Origin of the sequence: Vibrio sp. Vb339, from assembly GCF_902751245.1 — a bacterium.
Classification (GTDB): Bacteria; Pseudomonadota; Gammaproteobacteria; order Enterobacterales; family Vibrionaceae; genus Vibrio; species Vibrio coralliirubri.
In genome coordinates, this window is sequence record NZ_CADDIS010000001.1 from 1,304,811 (window position 1) to 1,327,132 (window position 22,322).

21 protein-coding genes and 2 pseudogenes are annotated in these 22,322 nt (G+C 44.8%); 16 read left to right on the forward strand and 7 right to left on the reverse strand.

What is annotated here, in order from left to right; translation table 11 throughout:
• Positions 1 to 924, forward strand: a complete 924-nt coding sequence (locus tag HRQ85_RS05815; RefSeq protein ID WP_172378987.1) for an ABC transporter substrate-binding protein — start codon at positions 1 to 3, stop codon at positions 922 to 924.
• A gap of 140 nt (positions 925 to 1,064) precedes the next feature.
• Here HRQ85_RS05815 and HRQ85_RS05820 read toward each other — a convergent pair whose 3' ends face one another.
• Positions 1,065 to 1,274, reverse strand: a complete 210-nt coding sequence (locus HRQ85_RS05820) for a DUF2986 domain-containing protein (RefSeq protein ID WP_048608234.1) — start codon at positions 1,272 to 1,274, stop codon at positions 1,065 to 1,067.
• 97 nt (positions 1,275 to 1,371) lie between these two features.
• Here HRQ85_RS05820 and HRQ85_RS05825 point away from each other — a divergent pair.
• Together HRQ85_RS05825 and HRQ85_RS05830 are read left to right on the forward strand one after the other, a co-directional pair.
• Positions 1,372 to 1,886 (forward strand): annotated as a pseudogene (locus HRQ85_RS05825) (GNAT family N-acetyltransferase).
• Between the two features lie 2 nt (positions 1,887 to 1,888).
• Positions 1,889 to 2,284, forward strand: coding sequence for a nitrous oxide-stimulated promoter family protein (locus tag HRQ85_RS05830; protein ID WP_048608236.1), 396 nt, complete (start codon positions 1,889 to 1,891; stop codon positions 2,282 to 2,284).
• A gap of 108 nt (positions 2,285 to 2,392) precedes the next feature.
• Here HRQ85_RS05830 and HRQ85_RS05835 read toward each other — a convergent pair whose 3' ends face one another.
• Positions 2,393 to 3,790 (reverse strand): MATE family efflux transporter, encoded by a 1,398-nt coding sequence (locus HRQ85_RS05835; RefSeq protein WP_172378988.1) that lies wholly within the window; start codon positions 3,788 to 3,790, stop codon positions 2,393 to 2,395.
• A 50-nt stretch (positions 3,791 to 3,840) separates the two neighbouring features.
• Here HRQ85_RS05835 and HRQ85_RS05840 point away from each other — a divergent pair, with 50 nt between their 5' ends.
• The 3 genes and pseudogenes from HRQ85_RS05840 (at position 3,841) to HRQ85_RS05850 (ending at position 5,724) form a co-directional block, all read left to right on the forward strand.
• Positions 3,841 to 4,734: an AraC family transcriptional regulator gene (locus HRQ85_RS05840; RefSeq protein ID WP_086968082.1), complete on the forward strand. Its 894-nt coding sequence runs from the start codon at positions 3,841 to 3,843 to the stop codon at positions 4,732 to 4,734.
• 84 nt (positions 4,735 to 4,818) lie between these two features.
• Positions 4,819 to 5,241, forward strand: a pseudogene (locus HRQ85_RS05845) (winged helix-turn-helix domain-containing protein).
• Positions 5,242 to 5,388: 147 nt separating this feature from the next.
• A complete protein-coding gene (locus HRQ85_RS05850) occupies positions 5,389 to 5,724 on the forward strand; it encodes a winged helix-turn-helix domain-containing protein (RefSeq protein ID WP_048608244.1) in 336 nt (111 codons plus the stop codon).
• A 134-nt stretch (positions 5,725 to 5,858) separates the two neighbouring features.
• Here the strand turns inward: HRQ85_RS05850 and HRQ85_RS05855 are convergent, their stop codons facing one another.
• Positions 5,859 to 7,010 (reverse strand): MFS transporter, encoded by a 1,152-nt coding sequence (locus HRQ85_RS05855; protein WP_029235229.1) that lies wholly within the window; start codon positions 7,008 to 7,010, stop codon positions 5,859 to 5,861.
• Here HRQ85_RS05855 and HRQ85_RS05860 point away from each other — a divergent pair.
• A complete protein-coding gene (locus tag HRQ85_RS05860; protein ID WP_048608246.1) occupies positions 6,982 to 7,221 on the forward strand; it encodes a hypothetical protein in 240 nt (79 codons plus the stop codon). The genes HRQ85_RS05855 and HRQ85_RS05860 overlap by 29 nt on opposite strands.
• A gap of 57 nt (positions 7,222 to 7,278) precedes the next feature.
• Here the strand turns inward: HRQ85_RS05860 and HRQ85_RS05865 are convergent, their stop codons facing one another.
• Positions 7,279 to 8,304, reverse strand: a complete 1,026-nt coding sequence (locus tag HRQ85_RS05865; RefSeq protein ID WP_048608247.1) for an AraC family transcriptional regulator — start codon at positions 8,302 to 8,304, stop codon at positions 7,279 to 7,281.
• Between the two features lie 369 nt (positions 8,305 to 8,673).
• On the opposite strand from HRQ85_RS05865, the gene HRQ85_RS05870 reads away from it, so the two are divergent.
• Together HRQ85_RS05870 and HRQ85_RS05875 are read left to right on the forward strand one after the other, a co-directional pair.
• Positions 8,674 to 10,257 (forward strand): long-chain-fatty-acid--CoA ligase, encoded by a 1,584-nt coding sequence (locus tag HRQ85_RS05870; protein WP_172378989.1) that lies wholly within the window; start codon positions 8,674 to 8,676, stop codon positions 10,255 to 10,257.
• The gene (locus HRQ85_RS05875; RefSeq protein ID WP_172378990.1) at positions 10,250 to 11,899 is read left to right on the forward strand and encodes a GMC family oxidoreductase; all 1,650 of its coding nucleotides are present in this window, start codon (positions 10,250 to 10,252) and stop codon (positions 11,897 to 11,899) included. Before HRQ85_RS05870 ends, HRQ85_RS05875 begins: the two co-directional genes overlap by 8 nt.
• An 86-nt stretch (positions 11,900 to 11,985) precedes the next feature.
• Here the strand turns inward: HRQ85_RS05875 and trxC are convergent, their stop codons facing one another.
• The gene (gene trxC / locus HRQ85_RS05880; RefSeq protein ID WP_004731082.1) at positions 11,986 to 12,420 is read right to left on the reverse strand and encodes a thioredoxin TrxC; all 435 of its coding nucleotides are present in this window, start codon (positions 12,418 to 12,420) and stop codon (positions 11,986 to 11,988) included.
• A 122-nt stretch (positions 12,421 to 12,542) separates the two neighbouring features.
• Between trxC and HRQ85_RS05885 the strand changes: the two genes are divergently transcribed.
• The 5 genes from HRQ85_RS05885 (at position 12,543) to HRQ85_RS05905 (ending at position 16,596) form a co-directional block, all read left to right on the forward strand.
• Positions 12,543 to 13,640: a ketoacyl-ACP synthase III gene (locus tag HRQ85_RS05885; protein ID WP_050654200.1), complete on the forward strand. Its 1,098-nt coding sequence runs from the start codon at positions 12,543 to 12,545 to the stop codon at positions 13,638 to 13,640.
• A gap of 22 nt (positions 13,641 to 13,662) precedes the next feature.
• Entirely contained in the window at positions 13,663 to 14,127 is a 465-nt protein-coding gene (locus HRQ85_RS05890) for a GNAT family N-acetyltransferase (RefSeq protein WP_172379348.1), read from the forward strand.
• Between the two features lie 109 nt (positions 14,128 to 14,236).
• Positions 14,237 to 15,469, forward strand: coding sequence for a glycosyltransferase (locus tag HRQ85_RS05895; protein ID WP_172378991.1), 1,233 nt, complete (start codon positions 14,237 to 14,239; stop codon positions 15,467 to 15,469).
• Between the two features lie 219 nt (positions 15,470 to 15,688).
• Positions 15,689 to 16,168 (forward strand): YeeE/YedE family protein, encoded by a 480-nt coding sequence (locus tag HRQ85_RS05900; RefSeq protein WP_172379349.1) that lies wholly within the window; start codon positions 15,689 to 15,691, stop codon positions 16,166 to 16,168.
• Positions 16,165 to 16,596, forward strand: a complete 432-nt coding sequence (locus tag HRQ85_RS05905) for a YeeE/YedE family protein (RefSeq protein ID WP_172378992.1) — start codon at positions 16,165 to 16,167, stop codon at positions 16,594 to 16,596. Before HRQ85_RS05900 ends, HRQ85_RS05905 begins: the two co-directional genes overlap by 4 nt.
• 108 nt (positions 16,597 to 16,704) lie before the next feature.
• Here HRQ85_RS05905 and HRQ85_RS05910 read toward each other — a convergent pair whose 3' ends face one another.
• Positions 16,705 to 17,580, reverse strand: a complete 876-nt coding sequence (locus HRQ85_RS05910; protein ID WP_172378993.1) for an endonuclease/exonuclease/phosphatase family protein — start codon at positions 17,578 to 17,580, stop codon at positions 16,705 to 16,707.
• Between the two features lie 303 nt (positions 17,581 to 17,883).
• On the opposite strand from HRQ85_RS05910, the gene nrdD reads away from it, so the two are divergent.
• Complete coding sequence (nrdD, locus tag HRQ85_RS05915) at positions 17,884 to 20,004, forward strand: anaerobic ribonucleoside-triphosphate reductase (RefSeq protein WP_172378994.1); 2,121 nt, start codon at positions 17,884 to 17,886, stop codon at positions 20,002 to 20,004.
• A gap of 155 nt (positions 20,005 to 20,159) precedes the next feature.
• Positions 20,160 to 20,630 (forward strand): anaerobic ribonucleoside-triphosphate reductase-activating protein, encoded by a 471-nt coding sequence (gene nrdG / locus HRQ85_RS05920; RefSeq protein WP_050053060.1) that lies wholly within the window; start codon positions 20,160 to 20,162, stop codon positions 20,628 to 20,630.
• A 135-nt stretch (positions 20,631 to 20,765) separates the two neighbouring features.
• Here nrdG and HRQ85_RS05925 read toward each other — a convergent pair whose 3' ends face one another.
• The gene (locus HRQ85_RS05925; RefSeq protein WP_172378995.1) at positions 20,766 to 22,193 is read right to left on the reverse strand and encodes an MATE family efflux transporter; all 1,428 of its coding nucleotides are present in this window, start codon (positions 22,191 to 22,193) and stop codon (positions 20,766 to 20,768) included.
• Between the last annotated feature and the right edge of the window lie 129 nt (positions 22,194 to 22,322).

The window sequence follows — 22,322 nt, forward strand, 5'->3', positions numbered from 1 at the left end:
ATGACTTGTTTAATGAATCGTATCGCGAGCTCAGTAAAAGCAACGGCTCAAGTGAGTGTACTTGGTAGTGTATTAATGGCTGGTTCTGTGATGTCACTGAACGTTAATGCTGAAGACATTCTAACCAGTACACCAGTGACTTATGCATTAGCGACAGAGCTAACTAAAGGCACAGACATTACCACCGAATATCTGCCACCCAAGCGTTACGGCATTGATCGTCTGCCAAACTGGTTTGGTACCAAGGGCGCAAGTAAAGTCCTTCAATCCGGCAAAAAGGCGACCGTAGCATTAACGTTGTCATCCATCTGGCAAGCTGACCCAACTTTTGTTTACGCAAGACAGGGCAATATCCGTTTGGTTGAAGTGGATGCTGCTCAAGCGATCACACCGCGTGCTCAAGGTGTTGCAGCGCTGACGTTATCAAATGGCGATGTGTCTAAATACGCATGGTTAAACCCAACCAACTTAACGCGCATGGCAGCGATTGTGGCTGACGACTTTAAGTTATTGTGGCCAGCGCAAGCTGAAACCATTGATAGCAACCTACAGCGTGTAATGCTTGATGTGCGTGAACTGATTAACAAACAACAAGCGGTGTTATTGGATAACGACGTAGATTCAGTCTTGTTGCTTTCAGAAAGCTTGGAAGATTTCGCTTCAGGTACTCAACTGTTTGTTGAAGAGCGTATGTTCAAAGCTGAACTGGAATGGACAGAACAAGACAAAGCCAAACTCAAAGCGACGTTTTCAGAAGACGATGCACTATGGTTAGTCACAGCAAAAAAGCCAACTAACTTAATTAAGTCTTTAGTACCTAACGAGCGTATCTTAGTGGTTGATTCCGTTGACCGTTGGGGACGAGCGGGGATTAACGCAAAAGCGCCGTTCGCACGTTGGGAAGTTGAACCCTTCAAAGGTTAATAAAATAGCCAAGTCGTTAGATTAAAACGGTCGGATCAAAAAAGCAGCCCAAGTAGAGGCTGCTTTTTTTGTTCTTGTCCGTTGGCTCTGGTCAGAGTTTAGGGCAAGAGTGCTGAGCAAGAGTATCGAGAGTTAAAAACTTACTCTGCAGCTTTTGTCTCTTCGGCTTCAACAGTCGCTTCAACTGTGCCTTCAGCTTGCTCTTGAGCGGCTTTAGCCTGTTCTTCAGCTTCCATTTTTGCACGGTCAGCTTTAGAAATATAGCGAGGCTTGTTGCTACTATGCAGTTTAGAATTCGCCTGTTTCTGCTTCTTTTTTAGAATTTGATTGATTTTTTTCTTACGGTTCATTGCTGCATAGCCTTGTATTTAGTTTAGGCGGTGGAGGATAATCATTTTAGCTCTAGAACTCAATATTTACATGGTATTCAGCAAGGAAAAGATCACTATGCAGGCCGTCGAGACCGAACGTTTACGATTAAGAATGATCACGCCTCAAGATGCGGCGTTTATTCAGCGATTATACAGCTCAGAAGATTTCCTGCGTTACATTGGTGATAAGGAAATCAGCGACACAGACAAGGCCGTTGAATACATCAAAAACAACATTCTTAAGATGCATGAAGAGAAGGGTGTTTGCCTATTGATGGTCGAAATGAAGGGCTCATTAACGCCAATTGGTATTTGCGGGTTAATTAAAAGAGATACCTTAGACTCGCATGATATTGGCTATGGCTTTGTTCCGGAGGTGTATGGGCAGGTTTTGCTCAAGAAGCGGCACAAGCAATAGTTGAACAAGCTAAGCAGAATGCTGATATCGATCATTTAGTTGCCATCACCACCTCTGATAACATTCGAAGTATCGCATTACTGACTAAGTTGGGTTTTGTGTTTGAGCGAATCGAAGACGTATTAAGTGAAAGCGTCAATCTCAACCTGTACGGTTTATCTCTGGGCAATTAATCATGTTTCAACATAACAACATTCTACAAGGCGAACTCGCAACGGAGTACAAAACCGTGATTGCGATGGTGCACATCTACTGTAAAGATCACCACGGTGCAGTGCGTCAGAATGGCGCGTTATGTCAGGAGTGTGATCAACTGTTACGCTATGCCGAAACACGACTTGACCGTTGCCCTTATGGTGAAGCCAAACCGACCTGCAATAAGTGTCCGATCCATTGCTATAAGCCCGATCCGAAAGAGCAGATGCGTTTAGTGATGCGCTATGCTGGGCCAAGAATGTTACTCAAGCATCCGATTTTAGCGATCAGACATTTGATACATGAAAAGCGAAAAGTGCCTGAGAAGCCGCTGCCGAATGTGTCGAACCGCCATATCCGAATGAATAAGAAGTAACTGGCGTTTTAAAGTGGTTGCTGAAGAAACGAAAAAGATCTGATTGCTCAGACCTTTTTGATGTAGATACGTTTTATCTAAGTTTGAATATAGCCAGGTAACTGAAACTTACGCCGCTTGAGGCTCTTCGTAAGTCACCGTTAGGTTGTTGATCCAGCGTCTGCTCAGGTAACGGTGTGAACAGATGGCCAATTTCACCACTTCTTCTACCAACATCAGACCATAGATGTATTTGAAGTCCCATCCAGCGACAAACGCGCCATAAACACATACTGGAATGCCCACCATCCACATTGCGATGAAATCCATGCGAAGGCAGAACGCGTTATCACCACCAGCACGAATAATACCGTTAATGATCACCATGTTGAGCATGCGAATCACGACCGCAAAGCACATGATCATCATCGCAGGTGAAGCAAGCGGGTATAAAGCGTCTGTGGTCAGGTTTAGCCATGACAGAACGTGCTCTTTACCCATAAACAATAGCAAGCCTACAACCGCACCAAAACCAACCACGGCTTTGATGAACGTCAGACCCATACTCATAGCGTCATCAAACTCATCACGACCGAGTGAGTGACCAAGCAACACGGAACACGCAACCGAGATACCAAAGAATATCGAGTAACACAGCGACTCAAAAGGCGCGAGCATTGAGAAGACTGCGAGCTCCGTTGTGCCCATGTGGCCGAAGATCATTTGGTACGCCATAGTGCCCATTGCCCATAACACCGCATTCATCGTTAGTGGCAAAGCAATACGACGGTAAGACAACCATAATGACGGACGATGTGGTGAGCTAGGCGTGGTTAACAACCAGTGTTTACGCATGCGCATGTAGCCGTACATCAAGCCCACTTGAATTGCGCGAGCGAGTGTTGTCGCCAGTGCTGCACCGGCGACGCCCATAGCAGGAATACCAAAAGCACCTTTGATTAGAACGAAGTTAAGTGCAATGTTGAGTGCAATGGTCACCGCGCCTAATAGTAGCGGAGTTACGGTGTCACCTGATGAGCGCATGCTGGCTTCCACCACGACGACAATGTGAGTCAGAAGTAGAACAGGGAAGCCATACCATAGGTAAGTCGCGCCAAGTTCAATCACGGTTTGATCGCTGGTTTGCAACATCATTAAAAACTGAGAACCAAGAGTGATGATTGCAGTAACAGGCAACAGAACTTTTAAGCCAAACACCATCGCGATAGATGATACCGTTCGCGCGCTTTTTCGGTCATTCTTTCCCCAGTATTGAGCAACCAATGTTCCGTTTGCTGAGGCCAACCCTGCCATAATCATAATAGCAACGAAGTGCCATTTTGATGCAATTCCCACAGCCGCAGCTGCTTCCATACCATAATCACTGACCATTAATACGTCAGCAAGGGCAAGAATAGCGACAAGCGCACTTTGTAAAGCAACAGGTAAACCAAGTTTAACGATACGAGGTAAGATGCTCTCTGGCTTGTTATTCATAGATGAGTTAGGGTTGATGTTAGTTGTCATAAGCTCTCCGATTTATGGCAGAACTATAGTGATTTGAGCGAAGTAACAACATGTTTAAAAAACAACAAAACCTGTGCGAATCCGTCATTGATTCAATGAGACCAAAATCAACGTGGCATGATGATGTTTTTCTCGCTGAACAGTGCAAAGAACGTTTTTTGACCGTTGAAGATATTCCAGAGATGAAAAGCTTTGGTGTCTATATGGGCGGCATGGCGAAGCTATATGATGGCTACTGGGTTGAGCGCGAATCGGTTAATGTTCATACGTTGATTTTCACTATGGAAGGTGGCGGCATTCTAACAACCGCAACATCGGTCCAAGCGATTACACCTTATACACTCGTGGTGCTTCCTGCTGAAACCCCATTTCGTTTTGAACTCGATCCTCAATATAATTATTGGAAAATGGCGTGGATGTTGACGCCTGACACTAAGCAATGGCAGCACATAGCAAGTTTAGGAAAGGGGATTGTGCCTTTTGGAGAGTGTGAGCAGATCTGGTCATTAATGAACTTGGTTTACTTTGAGATAGGCGGCAGAGCCAGTTACCGTAAGTTACTCTTGAGTGAAATTATCCGAACATTGACGGGGTTTGAGCCTAAGTCGACCAGTACCACAGCACGTGTTCAAGCGCTCTATAATGAGATTGAAAGTAGTCTGCACCAGCCATGGACAGTGGCAGGGATGGCCGAAAGAGTGTTCATCAGTGAAGAGCAACTCAATAGAGTCACCAAGACGCTATTCAACCTCTCACCACGCAGTAAATTGATTCAATTACGCATGGATAAAGCCACCAGTCTGCTGAAATATCAAGATTGGTCAGTCTCTATGATTGCTAATCGCTTAGGCTACAAAGATCCCTATAACTTTTCGCATCGTTTCAAAAAGCATTTCGGTTTGTCACCCAGTCAATATCGAAAGAGCCATCGACTTCCTGGTTAGCCTTACATGTTTCCTCGATCAATTACGCAAGATCAAACTTTTCAGTAATATTACTGTATTGAGCTATCGATCAATTTAGTATTTTTGCTCTATTCGATAGTATTGGAAATATCTCAGAAGACGACTGCTTATGCAACATGAGGAATTAATGCAACAAGTTATCAGCGAGACGGATGATTTAGATCTCCCGTCAAAGCTCATTTTAAACAACAAAGAGTTTCGTTCAGGCACTAAAATCGTACGTAAGCAGGGCTGTGGTTCGATTGTAGGAACGCTTTCAGGGCCTCACCGTAAAGTACTTTTTTATCTTTACCAGAACAAAGGCCAAGTAGTCAGTAAGCAAATTTTGAAGCGTGTAGGTTGGGCCGGTAAAGCGGTGACATGTGCTTCTGTATTGGTGGCTATTTACGAGATCAGAAGAGTTCTTGATTGTCGTTGTATTCAAACCGTTTCTAACGAAGGGTATGTTATGGCGGACTAAATAATCCTCTATTTATATCCTGTTAATATCTTAATAATAAAAATTTAATCTCTTTACCGTACGAATTCCATTGATTATCGTCAAATCTAAAACGTCCAGTTATAAGCGACGTTATATAAATACGACTGAATCTGACTTTGTCGCTGGCTATATAGTAAGGGAATGATACAAAAATGGACTCTTATCCTGTAATAGAAACGAACCACTCTGAAAACAACGTAATACTTGAATTAAACGGAAAAATTGTTGAACTCAACACTAAACTTATTCGCAATGTAGAGAATGGCTACGTACTGGCTACCATGCCTTTGGCGTACCGAAAGATCATTTTATTTATGAATCGACATCGAGGTGAATTGTTCAGCGTTGGCCAATTAAAGAAGATTGGCTGGGAAAGTGAAAAAGTAACTAACTCTTCTGTGATTGTTGCTATATCTGAAATAAGATCATTATTCGGAGATGGACTAATCATTACCATTACTGGTGAAGGTTATGTATTTCAACCTTAACGTTCAGAGGTAATCGATTTTATTTTCTGATTGTTGATGTTTATTGTCGTTATTTCCTCCAGACGACATAAACAAAAAGGGCCCTTCGTTTAGATATAAAATCTTAACTCGGAGCCCTAATGACACGCTTAAGCTTACTCGCCTGCAATCTGTAGGTGAGAGCGCTTTAGGCTAGCAATCAACATGTAGATCGTTGTAGCAAGTAGAGACGCAAACAGGTAAGTGAACAATCCCGCTTGTGAATCCATAAAGCTGTCTGCAACGATTGGTCCCGCAACAGAACCGATGCTGTAGCAAAGTAGCATGATTTGAGTCACTGACACCAAGTAGCTTGGGTCAAGGTTACGGCAACCTAAGTTAATCGCGATTGGGTATAGCGCAAATGTCGCCATGCCTAATACGAACAAGCTCATACCTAGTACGTAGAAATCGTGATTGATCGTCAGCACACCAATGCTTGCAACCCCTAGCAGGCAGAACAAAGCCATTAATAGCACTTGTCCTACGTGGTGAGATAACCAAGTCACCATCGGCTGTACAGCCATGCCACCCATGATAACCAAAGCCATCAAACCACCAATGTCTTCGTGTGCAATGTTACGTTGAGCAAGTTCAACTGGCATCAAGCCGTAAATCGCACCTAGCGTTAATCCAGACACAATGCAGCCAATTAGCGCGCTGTGGCTTAATTTGCTGATCTGCTTTAAAGACAAAGATTGCGCATCGTGGATCTGTGGTGGTGTTGCTTGTCCGTACATCAAAACAATGATCGCACCAAACAGAAGGGTGAACATTGCGATGAAAGGTACGCCACCAGTAATACCTAAGTAACCGATACCAAGCTGACCAACTGCTGAACCGCCGTAAAGTGAACACATGTAGATAGCGAGACGTTTTGCGCGTTGTGACTCGTCACCGCTCATTAGCCAAGACTCTACAATCACGAAGATACCTGCAACCGCCACACCAGCCACAAAGCGAGCTAACAGCCATACTGCTTGATGTGGGATCAATGGCAATACAAGGATCGTTGCGATGAACACACTCAATGCGATGACGAAAGCGTCTTTGTGACCAACACGCGCAATGGCACGTTCAATCAATAATGTACCAGCCAGTAGCCCTGCATAGAATGCACTCGCCAACCAACTCGATAGGTCTTTGTCTAAGCCATACTCAGACAGCATTAATGGTAATGAACTCATTAAGTAGCCTGAAGCGATCGCGTAAAAAGACAATGCAATAACAGGAACCGTTATGCGAGTTGTTGGTTGGATGTTGTCCAATGCAGGAGCCTCTGATAGTAAAAGAAACGATGAATTTTCCGCGACTATGGGGGAGAAACTGAATTGGGTAAAACGAATAAAAATGGTCGTTAAGATAAAAGAAATTTATCGACTAACGAAACTAAAATACGGTTGCGATATTTGGTGGTTTGACGAGATTTTATGCGGTCAAAAAGTCGTTAAGCCCTTGTTCATTGGTAGTTTAATTTAGAAAAAGATTGCAGCGTGATTGTCTGTTTCTAATTTGGATTGAATGGGAGTTTAAGTGTTAGGCCGTTTCTTTACGGTATTGGCGTGGCGAGTTACCACTCCACTTACGAAAGGCATGACGAAAGTTAGCGCTATCAGAAAAACCAACGCGTTCAGATATCTCTTCAATACTCATTCGAGTTGAAGAAAGGTAGTGCCGGGAAAGGTGAAAACGCACATGATCCAGTATCTTCTGATAGCTCGTATCCGCTGCTTTCAGGTGACGACGCAGTGTTCGAGAAGACATGCCCAGTTCTGAAGAAATGGATTCTATCGATGGGTAACATCCTGGCCTTTCTATCAGCATCTGAGAGACTTTCTCTTTGAGGCTAGTCGGAGCACTTACTTTTGCCAACATGTCATCACACGATTTTAAACACATCTGTAAAGTGATGGGGTTGGCGGTAGGAAGAGACGAATACAAGGTGGTTGCGTCGAACTCCCATTCAAGACGGTCACTATTGAATTCAACCGGGCAGCGGAAAATCTCTGTGTATAGATCGCCGTATTCAGGTTTTGGGTAAGGGAAGCGGATCACTTGAGAGGGAAAGGGCTGTTGCAAAACTTCTTCACATAAACTGTGTATCGCCGCAAACCAGTATTCACAACAAAAGGGCAGTAAAGAATCGAGTTCGATCAGTTGCTCTGCGCGAAAGTAACCAATGTTGTCTTCTACAGACATGGTTTTCCTGAGGACAGGGCCAGCAAGTTGCAGGTACTTGAACCCGATTAAAAAGGCATCGAGTAGTGTTTCGCTACTAAACACCGCATAACCGAGCACGCCGAAGTCGCTGAACCTCGCTTGTTGGCCGACTTTAAGCCCCAAACCGTCTTCGTTGGAATTCGCTAACGCATTACTGAACACAGCAAGCTTTTGCGCCAAAGTGATGTGTGTATCAGGAGTGTTGAGTTGGAGAGCATCGATGTTACTGCCTTCGAGCAACTCTTCAATACTAAGAACAGGCGACAGGTAACGATGCAGCAACTGAAGATCCAGAATGCCGAATGCTTGCATGTCGGGTTCGTAAACTGCGGTGTATTCCATAAGCTGCCTCTTGTTGAATATCGGTATCTTAACCGAACTTTTAACATTTATGCCTGTTGCTTGTTCTCACTTTCGCAAGCTTGTTCCAAATTTTAGTTTATGTGTGCAAGGTTTTATTGGGCTTGCGCAGGTCATGTCCGAATATCATCGGTTTTTGTCTTTTTGAAACCTGTTCGGAATGTTATCAAAATGTTGTAATTTATTGGGTTGCACATTGGAGCGTCACCAACATTTTGCTCAATAACGACTCTTATCTACATGACACACCAATGTGCAGGCTCGTGATGACAAGAATGACACTTATTACAACGATTAGAACGTCTACGGTGACCGTCACAAACAGGTCTAAGCCGCATAAGGAGATCATGGATGCACAATCTTGCTGTTAATTTGGAGCGTAGCGCTTCGCTTTTTCCAACTAAAGCCGCTCTGCGTATGGGATCAGATGAAATCAGCTTTTCTCAGTTAGAACAACTTTCTGGAAACGTGGCTGCTAACTTGAAAAGACTTGGGTTGCAGAAAGGAGATAAGGTCGCATTGTCATGTCCGAACGTCACTTACTTTCCGATAGCCTACTACGGGATTCTAAAAGCGGGCTGTGTAGTCGTGCCTTTGAACGTGCTATTTAAGGCCAGAGAGATCGCTTATCACCTTAATGACTCTGACGCGAAAGCCTATTTATGTTTTGAAGGCAGTGAAGAGCTTCCAATTGGTCGCTATGGTTTACAAGGTTTTGAGCAGGCAAACCACTGTGAACACTTTGTCGAGATGCCTATTCTAACAAGTGCAGACACTACTTTAGAAAGTAATGAGCAGTATGAATCAATAGCTGACTGGTTGGCACAACCTTTTACTCCGTTTGAATCTGTGGCTTGCCATGGTGATGATACCGCTGTGATCCTTTATACCTCTGGCACGACGGGTCAACCCAAAGGAGCTGAGCTTTCCCACACCAACATGCAGACCAATGCGATGTCGTCACAGTATCTAATGAGATTGGAATACAGCGATACCACGATGGCTACGCTTCCTTTGTTCCACAGTTTTGGCCAGACAGTGATGATGAACGCGAGTGTGTTAACGGGCTCTACCATGGTGTTGATTCCTCGTTTTGAACCATCACTGGTTATTGAACAGATCATTAGCCATAAAGTCAGTGTCTTTGCTGGCGTTCCTACCATGTACATCGCGCTTCTTAGAGCCGGAGAAGAGTCATTAGAGCGCTCTGAACAAGTTAAACACAGCTTGAGGTTAGGTGTTTCTGGTGGTGCTTCTATGCCGCTTGAGGTCATACGACAGTTTGAGTCTCGTTTTGAATTACCAGTCTTAGAAGGGTATGGGCTCTCGGAAACGGCGCCGGTTGCGACCTTTAATCATATTGATGGCGATCGTTTATCAGGTAGTGTCGGTCAGCCTTTATGTGGCCACCTCATCAAGATTACTGATATACAAGGCAACTCTGTCGCTATGGGTGAACTGGGCGAAGTCTGCATTAAAAGTCCAAGTGTGATGAAAGGCTATTATCAAAGGCCAGAGGCGACAGCTGAATCTATTCGTGACGGTTGGTTCTTAACGGGAGATATTGGACGCGTTGATGAGCACGGCAATTTGTTCATTGTTGACCGTGTGAAAGACATGATTATTCGTGGTGGATATAACGTTTATCCACGTGAAGTTGAAGAAGTGTTGATGTGTCACCCCGATGTCGAAATGGTCGCGGTGGTAGGCGAGCATCATGATCATTTAGGCGAGGAGATCCACGCGCATGTGGTGCTTCACGAACATACGCAATCTAATAGCGCAGCCTTGATAGCATGGTGTCGTGAGCAACTCGCCGACTACAAATACCCGCGTAAGGTATTCATTCGTAAAGCCTTACCCATGACAGCAACCGGAAAAATCTTGAAGCGTGAGTTACACCCACTAGAAATAGCGGAGATGGCAAATGGATAATTATGATTTTATTGTTGTTGGCGGTGGTTCAGCTGGGTGTGTGATGGCTTCTCGGCTATCGGAAGATCCTAATGTGACGGTTTGCTTGTTAGAAGCGGGCGGTAAGGACACGAGCCCATTCATTCACACACCTGTTGGCGTTGTTGCGATGATGCCAACCAAGCTCAACAATTGGGCATTCGAAACCGTTGAACAGCCAGGTTTGAATGGTCGTAAAGGCTATCAGCCAAGAGGTAAGACACTTGGTGGGTCTAGCTCTATCAATGCCATGATGTACGCACGTGGACACCGTTCCGACTACGATACATGGGAAAGCTTGGGTAATGCAGGTTGGAGCTATGATTCGTGTCTGCCTTACTTTAAGAAAGCAGAACACAACGAAGTTCACCAAGATGAATTTCATGGCCAAGGTGGTCCTCTTAATGTGGCCAATCTTAGATCGCCAAGCCCTATGTTGGAACGCTACTTAACTGCGTGTGAATCGATAGGTGTACCTCGCAATGAGGATATTAACGGCGCTGCGCAGTTTGGGGCGATGCCGACGCAGGTAACACAGTTGAATGGCGAACGATGCAGTGCTGCTAAGGCTTACTTAACGCCAAACCTTTCACGATCGAACCTCACGGTCGTGACTAAAGCCACCACACATAAGGTCTTATTTGAAGGAAAGAAAGCGGTTGGCGTTGAATATGGATCTAACGGCAAGCGTTATCAGATCCAATGCAACAAAGAGGTGATTCTATCTGCTGGCGCGTTTGGTTCTCCGCAATTGCTACTACTGTCTGGTGTCGGTGCTCAAACTGAACTAGAGGTGCATGGCATCGAACAAGTTCATGAATTACCTGGAGTGGGCAAGAACCTGCAAGACCATATCGATTTAGTACATTCGTATAAATGCAGTGAAAAGCGTGAAACTTTTGGTATCTCGCTGCAAATGGCCTCTGAAATGACCAAAGCCTTGCCGCTCTGGCACAAAGAACGCCGCGGTAAGATGAGCAGTAATTTTGCAGAGGGGATAGGTTTTCTCTGTTCAGAAGATCATATCGCTGTGCCGGATCTAGAGTTTGTATTTGTGGTCGCTGTGGTTGATGACCATGCAAGAAAAATCCATACCAGTCATGGTTTTACCTCTCATGTCACTTTGTTGCGACCGAAGAGCCATGGCACCGTAACGCTGAATAGTGATGATCCCTATGATCCGCCTAAGATCGATCCTGCGTTTTTCAGTCATCCTGAAGATATGGAGATCATGATTAAGGGTTGGAAGAAGCAGTATCAAATGTTAGAAAGTTCCGCGTTTGATGATATCCGTGGCAATGCTTTTTACCCTGTGGACGCCAGTGATGACAAGGCTATCGAGCAAGATATTCGCAATCGTGCAGACACTCAGTATCACCCGGTGGGTACCTGTAAAATGGGACCTAATAGTGATTCATTAGCCGTGGTGAATAAAGATCTCAAAGTTTATGGATTGGATAACTTGAGAGTCATTGATGCTTCTGTGATGCCGACACTGATTGGGGCGAACACCAATGCGCCAACCATTATGATTGCCGAGAAAGTCGCAGCCCAGATCAAACAGCAATACGGGTTTGGCAAGCAAGAAGCTGGCATTCAAGCGAAAGGCGAAGCTGTAGTTTGATTCAAAGAATTAAGTGATAACCATAAATAAAACAGTAGGTTAGAGAGTCTTGATTTGGTAAGGCTCTCTAACCTATTTTTGTGTGATTACTTAGTTAGTGCTTGATTAAGCCACTGATCAAATTGACCTTTTGGCAGTGCACCGTTAATCGTATCGACACGTTTACCGTCTTTAAACACCATCACGGTCGGAATGCTTCTGATTTGATACATTGCCGCGAGCTGCTGCTGAGCTTCAGTATCAATCTTAACGAATCGAACATCTCCAGAACGCTCTTTTGCAACGTCGCTGAACACAGGCGCGAAGCCCACACATGGGTTACACCATGTTGCCCAGAAATCGACAACTACAGGTTGTGAACTGTTCAAGATAGATTGGAAATTAAGTGACGTTCCCTCGATAGGAGCGCCATCGAGCAGTGCTGTTTTGCACTTACCACAAGTTGGGCTTTCTGAAATTCTTTCTGAAGGAACTCGGTTTACGCCATTGCAAGAAGGGCAGCGTGTGTTGAATGTAGACATAACTTTCTCTTTTTATTGCAACTCCGTGGCTAACGCGATTTACGAATCACGCACAGAGCGCTTATACTGTTTAAAACAAGAATACGATACTTAAATAAAAACAAACAATAAACAGGTAAATGATGACAAAATTTTACGCCGAAATTACTGGCTGGGGAAAGTGTCTGCCACCAGCCGTGCTGTCCAATGATGATCTAAGCACTTTCATTGATACGTCTGACGAGTGGATTCGAACTCGAACTGGTATCGAAAACCGTCGTATCAGTCATGTAAATACCTCTGAGCTAGCGACTGTTGCTGCGAAACATGCCATGGCGTGTGCTGGTCTAACGGCTGAAGACATTGACCTCGTTATCATCGCGACGTGCAGCCCTGATTCTCTTATCCCAAATACCGCATCTAAGGTTCAACAGAACCTAGGCATTAAAAGTGCAGCGGCTTTCGACCTTAACGCCGCGTGTACTGGCTTCATCTATGGCGTTGAAACAGCAACTCGACTGATTCAAGCGGGCAACTACCGTAATGCCATCGTAGTGGGTGCAGAACGTCTTTCATTCTTCATCGACTGGACCAAGCGCGATACGGCGGTTCTTTTCGGTGACGGTGCTGGCGCTGTGGTTCTATCACGTACTGAAGAGCAAGTGGGTCTGCAAGAAGCTCAAATAGGTTGTGACGCAGAGGGCCGTGACATTCTAGCAGTACCAAAATTCGGTACTTCTATGGACCGCTTTGCTGCTGATAACGGCTACTGGGATTTTGATTTCGTAGGCAAAGAGATCTTCAAGCGTGCAGTAAAAGGCATGGGCGCTGCAGCACATACAGTATTGAGCCGCACTGGCATCTCAACTGAAAACATCGATGTTGTGATTCCGCATCAAGCGAACATCCGAATCATTCAAACTTTGTGTGATATGGCGGGTATTGAGCGCGAGAAAGCGTTCGTGAACATCCAAAACTACGGCAACACATCGGCTGCAACCGTACCTATTGCACTGTGTGAATCGCTAGAGCAAGGCTTTGTTAAACCTAACTCAAACATTCTTGTCGCAGCATTTGGCGCTGGTTTAACTTGGGGTGCTGGCCATATTAAGTGGGGCAGCCGCGTTGAACCGCTAGGCCAATCGGATGCTAAGCTTCCAGAAGCGGATAAGTCTGCTTTAGAGCTTTTAGAAAGAGCCATTTTACACTGTAAAACGCGTCCTAATTCTGAGAACGAGTAGCAGCATGCCGCAAGTTCGTTTTATGACAGAAGCCGACCTCAACGGGGCGGCTTTGGTTCATCAATCAACCTTTGTTCGACAGAAAAACTCACGAGATTGGTTACAATGTAACTTAAACGCTTCACCTCGCTTTCTTAACTTTGTTGTTGAAAGCGAAGGTGAAGTTGTTGGCTACATTATTTGGGTGCAGAAAAGCGGGTTTAGGCCTGAAGCTGTTTTAGAACTAGAGCAACTTGCCGTGTTAACAACTGCGCAGGGCAAAGGATTGGGTAAAAAGCTGATTCTGGACTCTTTGCCGCAAGTGAAACAGAAGCTAGCAGAGCAAGGTTCGACACTAAAACATGTGCTAGTGACGACCAGAGCGGATAACTTTGCACAAAAGCTCTATCAGTCGACATTAGGCGCAGAAGTCGAAACCACGATTTCAAACCTGTACTCTGCTGATGAAGTGCTTATGATAGCTCGCAATGTAGGTGAGCGAATCTGATCGCTGAATGATTAGAACTCATTATAATCAGCGATATAAGTCGACCACGATCGATAAACGTTTTATTAGGGGCTAAGTTAGTCCCTTTTGTTATTTCTTAGGAAGTGTTTTGAAGAAAGTTTTAGCAATTGGCTACGTTTGGCCAGAACCGAATTCATCGGCGGCTGGCAGCCACATGATGTCTCTTTTACGTCTATTTAAGAGACAAGGTTGGTCAGTTGAATTTGCAACACCCGCTCAAGAAACCGAGCACATGATTGATCTCTCTGAAGAGGGCATCACGAGCCAATCTATACAATTAAATTGCGATAGCTTTGATCAGTACATTGAAGAGCTGCAGCCCGATGTCGTGATGTTTGACCGTTTTATGATGGAAGAACAATTTGGTTGGCGTGTCGAGAAGGTATGTCCGAACGCGTTTAAGTTGTTGGATACTGAAGACTTGCAGTTCCTGCGTAATGCGCGCCATGAAGCCGTTAAGAAAGAGACGGAACTGACCAAAGCACATTTATACAGTGATTTAGCTAAGCGTGAAATTGCCGCGATTCTGCGCTGTGATCTTTCGTTGATCATCTCAAGCTACGAGATAGAACTGCTTCAATCCGAGTTCAATATCGATCCCAAACTGCTTCATCATTTGCCGTTCATGGTTGATCTTAATACGTTGCCTGAAAGTACGAAAGGCTTTGAAGAACGTAAGCATTTCATGACGATAGGTAACTTTAGACATGCCCCGAATTGGGATGCTGTGCTTCAGTTACAGAAGATTTGGCCGAAGATTCGCAAGCAGTTACCTGACACTGAACTTCATATTTATGGATCTTACCCGCCGCCAAAAGCAACGGCTTTGCATAACCCTAAAACCGGTTTCCATATCAAAGGTTGGGCGAAAGACGCGCAAGAAGTGATGGAGCAAGCTCGTGTGTGTGTTGCACCACTGCGATTTGGCGCGGGCATTAAAGGTAAATTGCTTGATGCGATGAAGCTACAAACTCCGAATGTGACGAGCGAAATTGGTAGTGAAGGCATGTTACCGCAAGGTGAGTTGCAATGGCCTGGCGCAGTTGCAGACGATATCGACGAGTTTGTTGAACAAGCTGTTGCTCTTTATAAAGAGGAAGAGAAGTGGCTTAAGGCTCAAAGTCAGTGTCATTCAATTCTTGAAGCGCACTATGAACAGAATCAACTGGGCGATAAATTGATCGAGCGATTGATTGCGCTAGATGCTGAGCTTGAGTCTCACCGGCTGGATAACTTCTTTGGCTCTATGCTGAAGCACCACAGCATGGCGAGCACTAAGTACATGTCGCAGTGGATTGCTGAGAAGAACAAGATCAAATAGCTGTTCTTTACCAAAGACAGAATAAATATTAAGCCCTTAGGTTAACGCCTAGGGGCTTTTTTCATGGGTGAAGCTTGTTGGCTTTTGGCTTTAGACACTAGACTTGCAAACCGAAACATAGTGTCATTACATTAGCATTGACTAATTTATATTTATTAGTAAACTCTAATTTAACTTGTGGTGAGTTAGATTAGAGTTTGTGGATAGGAGAGGTCAGTGATTAGTTTTATACCTTGGGATGCGTTTTTCGGCGGCATGCTGCTGGGCGCGTCGGCAATTATTCTGATGTTGGGCATCGGGCGAGTAGCAGGAATCAGCGGAATCGTTAGTCGTTTATTACCGTCTAGAAAGAATAAAAGCTTAGAATCAGGATCTGAATCCAGCTCGGACACGCGTATTGAGAAAACCGAGAAACATTGGCGACTTGCCTTTGTTGTCGGAATGGTTGTGAGCGGTTGGTTGTTGATTCCAACAGGCTATCAACTTCCTCAGTTAGAAGAGATCAATTTCGCAGTGGTTATCATAGCCGGACTATTGGTGGGCTTCGGCACCAAGGTCGCAAATGGCTGTACGAGTGGCCATGGTATTGTGGGAATGGCTCGCTTGTCTAAACGTTCAATTGTCGCCACTTGTGTGTTTATGGGTGTGGCAATGGCAACTGTGTTGGTTAAGAATATGATTGGTTTGGGGGCGCAATGAAAAACTCTTCATTTACTATCGTTATTGGCTTGCTCGCAGGTCTTCTTTTCGGCTCTGGCATGATCATTTCAGGCATGGTTGATCCAAACAAAGTACTTGGCTTTTTAGACATTATTGGCGACTGGGATATCAGCTTGGCATTCGTGATGGGTGGCGCGTTATTGGTCTTCGCACCGTTTTATCATCTGGTCATTAAAAAGCGTGCTAAAGCGGTCAATGGCGAGCCGTTAGATAGCCGTAACAACCCGCTAATCGACAGAAAGCTGATTCTAGGTTCAACTGCTTTTGGTTTGGGCTGGGGGATTGCAGGCTTTTGCCCGGGCCCAGCAGTAACCAGCCTTAGTGGCGGCAACCCTACGGTTTGGCTGTTCGTCTTAAGTATGCTGGTGGGAATGTGGCTGGCGGGACGAGCGAATAAAACCTGTTAGTAGAAAGCTTAACGCTGATTAAAGTGGCTTTGACGTCATTCGCTCTGAGCTGACCAAGTCTAGAGGTTGACTCGCTTTCAGAAAAAGCCAGTCACCTCTTTTTTATATCTATCTGATAGTCGTTGAAACTGGGCAATGGTCGCTAAGTTTGTAATCAAGCACATCCTGCGTTTCAAATACCTTCTGCTTTGCAGGAGAAGCATTTAGCGACTTACTCACTACAATATGATCAATCACAGAGCGGAACTGGTGCGTGCGATGGTTATTGCGGTTAGATCGCACCTTACAATCTGCTCGCGTTTTTCTTGTTGCCAACTGAGCATCGGTATTTTGCGTCATATCTTTCCACATCCAATCTCTTGAGTAGGATAGGTTATGGTTGAAGTCGCCTAGTATCGCGTAATCCTGACCGTTTCTTTCTCTTTGCTGAATCCACTTATTAAGTTGCTGTGCTTGGTCTTTGAGCCTTGAACAATCGCGGTTCGACTTGTAAGCGCCGCTGCAACCCGCCTTTAAATGCACAGACAACATGTGAATAGGCTTGCTTTCCGTTTCTACAACCATGTAACTGGCAAACCTAAGCTTACTGTTAGCGCTCGATTCCAGAGGGAAGTCGGCGTGGTCGGTGAGTGTGATTCCTTTACGAACCGCGAACCCTGTGTATTGGTTCACTTCTTTGAACTGATGGTTACTGTTTTCTGGTAATGCTCGGTCAGACATCAATATCTTGTATTGATCGCCGGCGATGCGCTGAATGGCATTTACGTCGTCGACTTCTTGAAAGGCGACCACATCCGCATTTAAAGATTGAAAGTATTCTTCAAGTTTGTCGAAATCAGCTTGATCACGTTGGGCAGAAAACTTATTCACAGCCTCGTTGGTTGATAACCATTCGATATTCCAACTGGATATGCTCAAAGGTTCAGCAAATGTCTGGCTACTGAGTAAGCAACCCAACATTATCCAGTTTTGAAGTCGTTTCATCCCAAATATCCCTAATTTTGTCGTCCAATATAGTTGAGCCTTTATCCTACAACACTTACCAAAAATTCAACTCTTTTTAGCAGTTTTTTTATTGTTACATTGTTTCTTTTTGACTTGAGAACTCACGTAATAATATTGAATTGATCTTAGTCAGCGTGAGAGTTTTATTGATCCAAATCAATACTCGAAGTTGGTGGTTCTCGTTAAATACGCCACAATATCTAGTGTTAGTTAAACGATAAATCGCTCTATATAGTGTGTTTGTGGATAAGTCTGTGAATACCTCAAGAGTAAGGAGAAGTGGTGAAATCAATCGTAATCAAGCGTGATGGCTCAAGAGCTCCATTCAGTAGAGATCGCATCCAAGCTGCAGTGGAAGCAGCATCAGACAAAGCCGATAAGGAAATTGCTATTTATGCACTGAATGTGGCATTAGCAGTTGAGTTGAAGCTCGAAGACTACGATGAAGTTCATATCTCTGAAATTCAAACCATGGTCGAGAACGAGCTAATGCAGGGGCCATACAAGTCTCTGGCTCGTGCCTACATTGAATATCGTCACGACCGCGACATCGCACGTGAGAAGCAAAGCGCTTTAACTCGCGAGATCGAAGGTTTGATCGAAGAAAGCAATGTTGATCTGATCAATGAGAATGCCAACAAAGACGGTAAAGTTATCCCAACTCAGCGTGACTTGCTGGCGGGTATCGTGGCTAAACACTATGCAAAAACTCACATTTTGCCGCGTGACATCGTACAAGCTCACGAGTGTGGTGACATTCACTACCACGATCTAGACTACGCACCGTTCTTCCCAATGTTTAACTGTATGCTTATCGATTTGAAAGGCATGTTAACGCATGGCTTCAAGATGGGTAACGCGGAAATCGATACACCTAAGTCGATTTCTACAGCGACAGCGGTAACGGCGCAAATCATCGCGCAAGTGGCGAGCCACATTTACGGCGGTACAACGATTAACCGTATCGACGAGGTTCTAGAACCTTACGTGATGGCGAGCTACGAAAAGCACTTATCGCTAGCGAAAGAGTGGGACATTCATAGCCCAGAAGCTTTTGCTATCTCTCGTACCGAGAAAGAGTGTTACGACGCGTTCCAATCTTTGGAATACGAAGTAAACACGCTACACACGGCTAACGGTCAAACACCATTCGTTACGTTTGGTTTTGGTCTAGGCGAAAGCTGGGGTTCAAAACTGATTCAGCAATCTATCTTGAAAAACCGCATCGCAGGTTTGGGTAAGAACCGCAAAACAGCGGTATTCCCTAAACTGGTGTTCGCAATCAAAGATGGTTTGAACCACCAGAAGCAAGATCCAAACTACGACATCAAGCAATTAGCGCTTGAGTGTGCGTCTAAGCGTATGTACCCAGACATTCTTAACTACGACAAAGTAGTAGAAGTGACAGGGTCATTTAAAACGCCTATGGGCTGCCGTAGCTTCTTGAATACTTACGAAGAAAACGGTGAGTTGATTCATGAAGGCCGTAACAACTTAGGTGTTGTTAGCTTGAACTTGCCGCGTATTGCGATTAATGCAAAACAAGATATGACTAAGTTCTACGAACTGCTTGATGAAAAACTGAAGCTGGCTCGTCGTGCGCTAGAAACTCGTATTTCTCGTCTAGAAAACGTGAAAGCGCGTGTTGCTCCAATCCTATACATGGAAGGTGCATGTGGCGTTCGCTTGAAAGCAGACGACTCTATTGCTGATATTTTCAAGAACGGCCGTGCGTCTGTTTCTCTTGGTTACATCGGTATCCACGAAGCAATGACTGCGCTTTACGGCACAGACGTTCACTTGTACGACGACGGCCAAATGCGTGCTAAAGCGCTTGAGCTGGTGGAATACATGAAGCGTGAAGTGGAATCTTGGACGAAAGAGACAGGTTACGCATTCAGCTTATACGGCACACCAAGTGAAAACCTATGTAGCCGTTTCTGCAGCATCGACACTAAAGAATTTGGTGTGATTGATGGTGTAACAGATCGTGGTTACTACACCAACAGCTTCCACCTAGATGTGCAGAAGAAGGTGAACCCATACGACAAGATCGATTTTGAGATGCCTTATCCAGAAATCTCTAGCGGTGGTTTCATCTGTTACGGCGAATTCCCGAATATGCAGAAGAACATCGAAGCGCTAGAAAACGTCTGGGATTACAGCTATACACGCGTTCCTTACTACGGTACGAATACACCGATTGATGAGTGTTACGAGTGTGGTTACAACGGTGAGTTTGACTGTACCAGTAAGGGCTTTACGTGTCCTAAGTGTGGCAACCACGACTCAACCAAAGTATCGGTAACACGCCGTGTTTGTGGTTACCTTGGTAGCCCTGATGCACGACCATTTAACTTCGGTAAGCAAGAAGAAGTTAAACGCCGAGTGAAGCATCTTTAGTAAGCTCTAAGATTATTAGCTAGCTTACTTAGAAGAGCTACGTTTCAAGAAATAGGATTGGTATCGGCGCTATGTCGATACCAATTCATTTGTTTCAACTCTCGCTACTTTTCGAGTTAAACCATTAAGCCATCACGAGTTCTCAATACTGCCTTATGAATTATCACCAATATCACCCAATCGACGTTGTCAATGGCCCAGGAACACGCTGCACTTTGTTTGTGTCGGGTTGTGTGCACCAGTGTCGCGGGTGTTATAACCAATCGACGCAAAGGTTGGACTCAGGGCATTTGTTTACTCAAGAACTGCAAGACCACATTATCGCTGATCTCAATGATCCGCGAATTAAGCGTCGTGGCTTGTCGCTTTCTGGTGGTGATCCTCTGCATCCTGCAAACGTGTCAGAAGTGCTTAAGCTTGTTCAGCGTGTAAAAGCAGAATGTGAAGGCAAAGACATCTGGATGTGGACGGGTTACGAACTCGACGAACTCGATGATAAGCAGAAGCAAGTGCTTGAATACGTTGATACCTTAATTGACGGTCGCTTTGAACAAGATAAAGCGGATCCGATGTTAGATTGGCGTGGTAGTTCAAACCAAATCATCCATCGATTTACTGACTTATAAGCGTGTTCTGATTCAGGACTCTCGTATAAGAAACAGAAAAAAGGGCTTCATCGTTAGCGCAATGCTACAAATCAGCCCTTGGGTGTGAGTTCTTTGAATCTATCGCCTGCACGTCAGTGTCAGTTTGGCGCTTACTTAAATAGGAATGTGCTCAGGCTCGTCGATTAGGTTGTTTATCCATTTCTTAGATTGAATCCTATGACTGGTCAGAACTATTTTGGCGAGCTCTTCCAGCAGTACAATCATCAAAACCCATTCTAGCGGCCAAACCAATACCAGCGCAGTAAAGTAGGCAAGGGGAATACCAATCGCCCATTGGCCAAACAGGTCGATGAAGATGCTGTAGTTGATGTCTCCACCGCTTTTCAGCACACCACCAATGCCAACCATATTGAAGACTCTTAGTATCATGCCGAGTGCCATAACTAAGGTGACGTTAACGGCCGTGTCTTTGAGCTCTAAGTGAGTAAGACCGATCATGTATACGATCGCGGGTTTAGCAAACCAGCATAACAAGGCTAATAGAGCGGCGAGCCCACAGCTGACCAATACATAACCCCAAGCGGTGTTCTCAACACGTTGATAGTTTTTCGCGCCGATCTCGTTGCCTAAAATGATTGAAGCCGCGACCGCAACCCCCATGAACGCCGAGATCAAGATGCTTTCTACTGGCGATAACAGTGAGATTATCGCAAGCTCTCCAACGCCCATCTGACCAACAATAACGTTATAAATCAGTATTCCACCCGCCCAAGCCGTATCATGAACCAACATCGGAATTGCTATCTTGAAATACTTCTTTCTATGCTTCGGCAATATCGCATCGCACCAATTACTCAGTGTTGGAAACAGGTGAGCGTAGTGTCTCTTCGCCATCACAAGTAGGGCAATCGTTTGAAAGAATCGAGAGACAGTGGTGCCAATTGCTGCACCAACTATGCCCAGTTCTGGGAAGCCAAATAAGCCGAATATCAGCAATGCATTGAGAATCGCATTAACGATGATCGCCCAAATACTGATTTTGGTTGGTAGCTTGGCTTCACCGACAGATCGAAGTGCACTCTCTAGCGGCACAACTATAGCGGTACCAATAAGGCTGGCTCCTGTTATCCAAAGGTAATCCGTCGCCAAGCGGACGTAATCAGGGTCTGAGGCCACCACAGACACGACTGATTCAGGAGCCAGTGTATAAATCAACACAAAGGGGATGATGGCAAAGACAGACAATGCCCATGATTGCGCTAATGTGCGTCTAATTCCGTTGAAATCTCCCGCACCGAAATATTGTGAAGCTAGCACACTGACGGCGCCGCTAATCCCGGATACCATGATTAGGTTGAAGAAAAATATACGGTTACCCACACCAACCGCTGCGGTTGCAGAGTCACCCAGTTGGTTAACCATAAAAATATCGACCACTCCGAGTAATGAAAACAACATGGTTTGAAGCGATACAGGCAAACCGATGTGTAACAGCTTTTGCCAAAAATCTTTGTCTAGATGACGATATGTCGAGCGCATCGCATTTCCCCTGTGGTTAATATGCGAGAAGTTTATCGGCATTTGTTTTGGCTGTATTGTTCAGGTTCATCAAAAACTTTTGCCAAGCTATCTATTTTCAAAAGCTATCTATTTTCAAAAGCGATCTATTTGTCAAAACGATCTATTTGTCAAAACGATCTGTTTTCAAAA

Coding starts and splice junctions, on each gene's coding strand:
- HRQ85_RS05815 (WP_172378987.1), top strand. CDS start 1: ATGACTTGTTTAATGAATCGTATCGCGAGCTCAGTAAAAGCAACGGCT.
- HRQ85_RS05820 (WP_048608234.1), bottom strand. CDS start 1,274: ATGAACCGTAAGAAAAAAATCAATCAAATTCTAAAAAAGAAGCAGAAA.
- HRQ85_RS05830 (WP_048608236.1), top strand. CDS start 1,889: ATGTTTCAACATAACAACATTCTACAAGGCGAACTCGCAACGGAGTAC.
- HRQ85_RS05835 (WP_172378988.1), bottom strand. CDS start 3,790: ATGACAACTAACATCAACCCTAACTCATCTATGAATAACAAGCCAGAG.
- HRQ85_RS05840 (WP_086968082.1), top strand. CDS start 3,841: ATGTTTAAAAAACAACAAAACCTGTGCGAATCCGTCATTGATTCAATG.
- HRQ85_RS05850 (WP_048608244.1), top strand. CDS start 5,389: ATGGACTCTTATCCTGTAATAGAAACGAACCACTCTGAAAACAACGTA.
- HRQ85_RS05860 (WP_048608246.1), top strand. CDS start 6,982: ATGCGAGTTGTTGGTTGGATGTTGTCCAATGCAGGAGCCTCTGATAGT.
- HRQ85_RS05865 (WP_048608247.1), bottom strand. CDS start 8,304: ATGGAATACACCGCAGTTTACGAACCCGACATGCAAGCATTCGGCATT.
- HRQ85_RS05870 (WP_172378989.1), top strand. CDS start 8,674: ATGCACAATCTTGCTGTTAATTTGGAGCGTAGCGCTTCGCTTTTTCCA.
- HRQ85_RS05875 (WP_172378990.1), top strand. CDS start 10,250: ATGGATAATTATGATTTTATTGTTGTTGGCGGTGGTTCAGCTGGGTGT.
- trxC (WP_004731082.1), bottom strand. CDS start 12,420: ATGTCTACATTCAACACACGCTGCCCTTCTTGCAATGGCGTAAACCGA.
- HRQ85_RS05885 (WP_050654200.1), top strand. CDS start 12,543: ATGACAAAATTTTACGCCGAAATTACTGGCTGGGGAAAGTGTCTGCCA.
- HRQ85_RS05890 (WP_172379348.1), top strand. CDS start 13,663: ATGACAGAAGCCGACCTCAACGGGGCGGCTTTGGTTCATCAATCAACC.
- HRQ85_RS05905 (WP_172378992.1), top strand. CDS start 16,165: ATGAAAAACTCTTCATTTACTATCGTTATTGGCTTGCTCGCAGGTCTT.
- HRQ85_RS05910 (WP_172378993.1), bottom strand. CDS start 17,580: ATGAAACGACTTCAAAACTGGATAATGTTGGGTTGCTTACTCAGTAGC.
- nrdG (WP_050053060.1), top strand. CDS start 20,160: ATGAATTATCACCAATATCACCCAATCGACGTTGTCAATGGCCCAGGA.
- HRQ85_RS05925 (WP_172378995.1), bottom strand. CDS start 22,193: ATGCCGATAAACTTCTCGCATATTAACCACAGGGGAAATGCGATGCGC.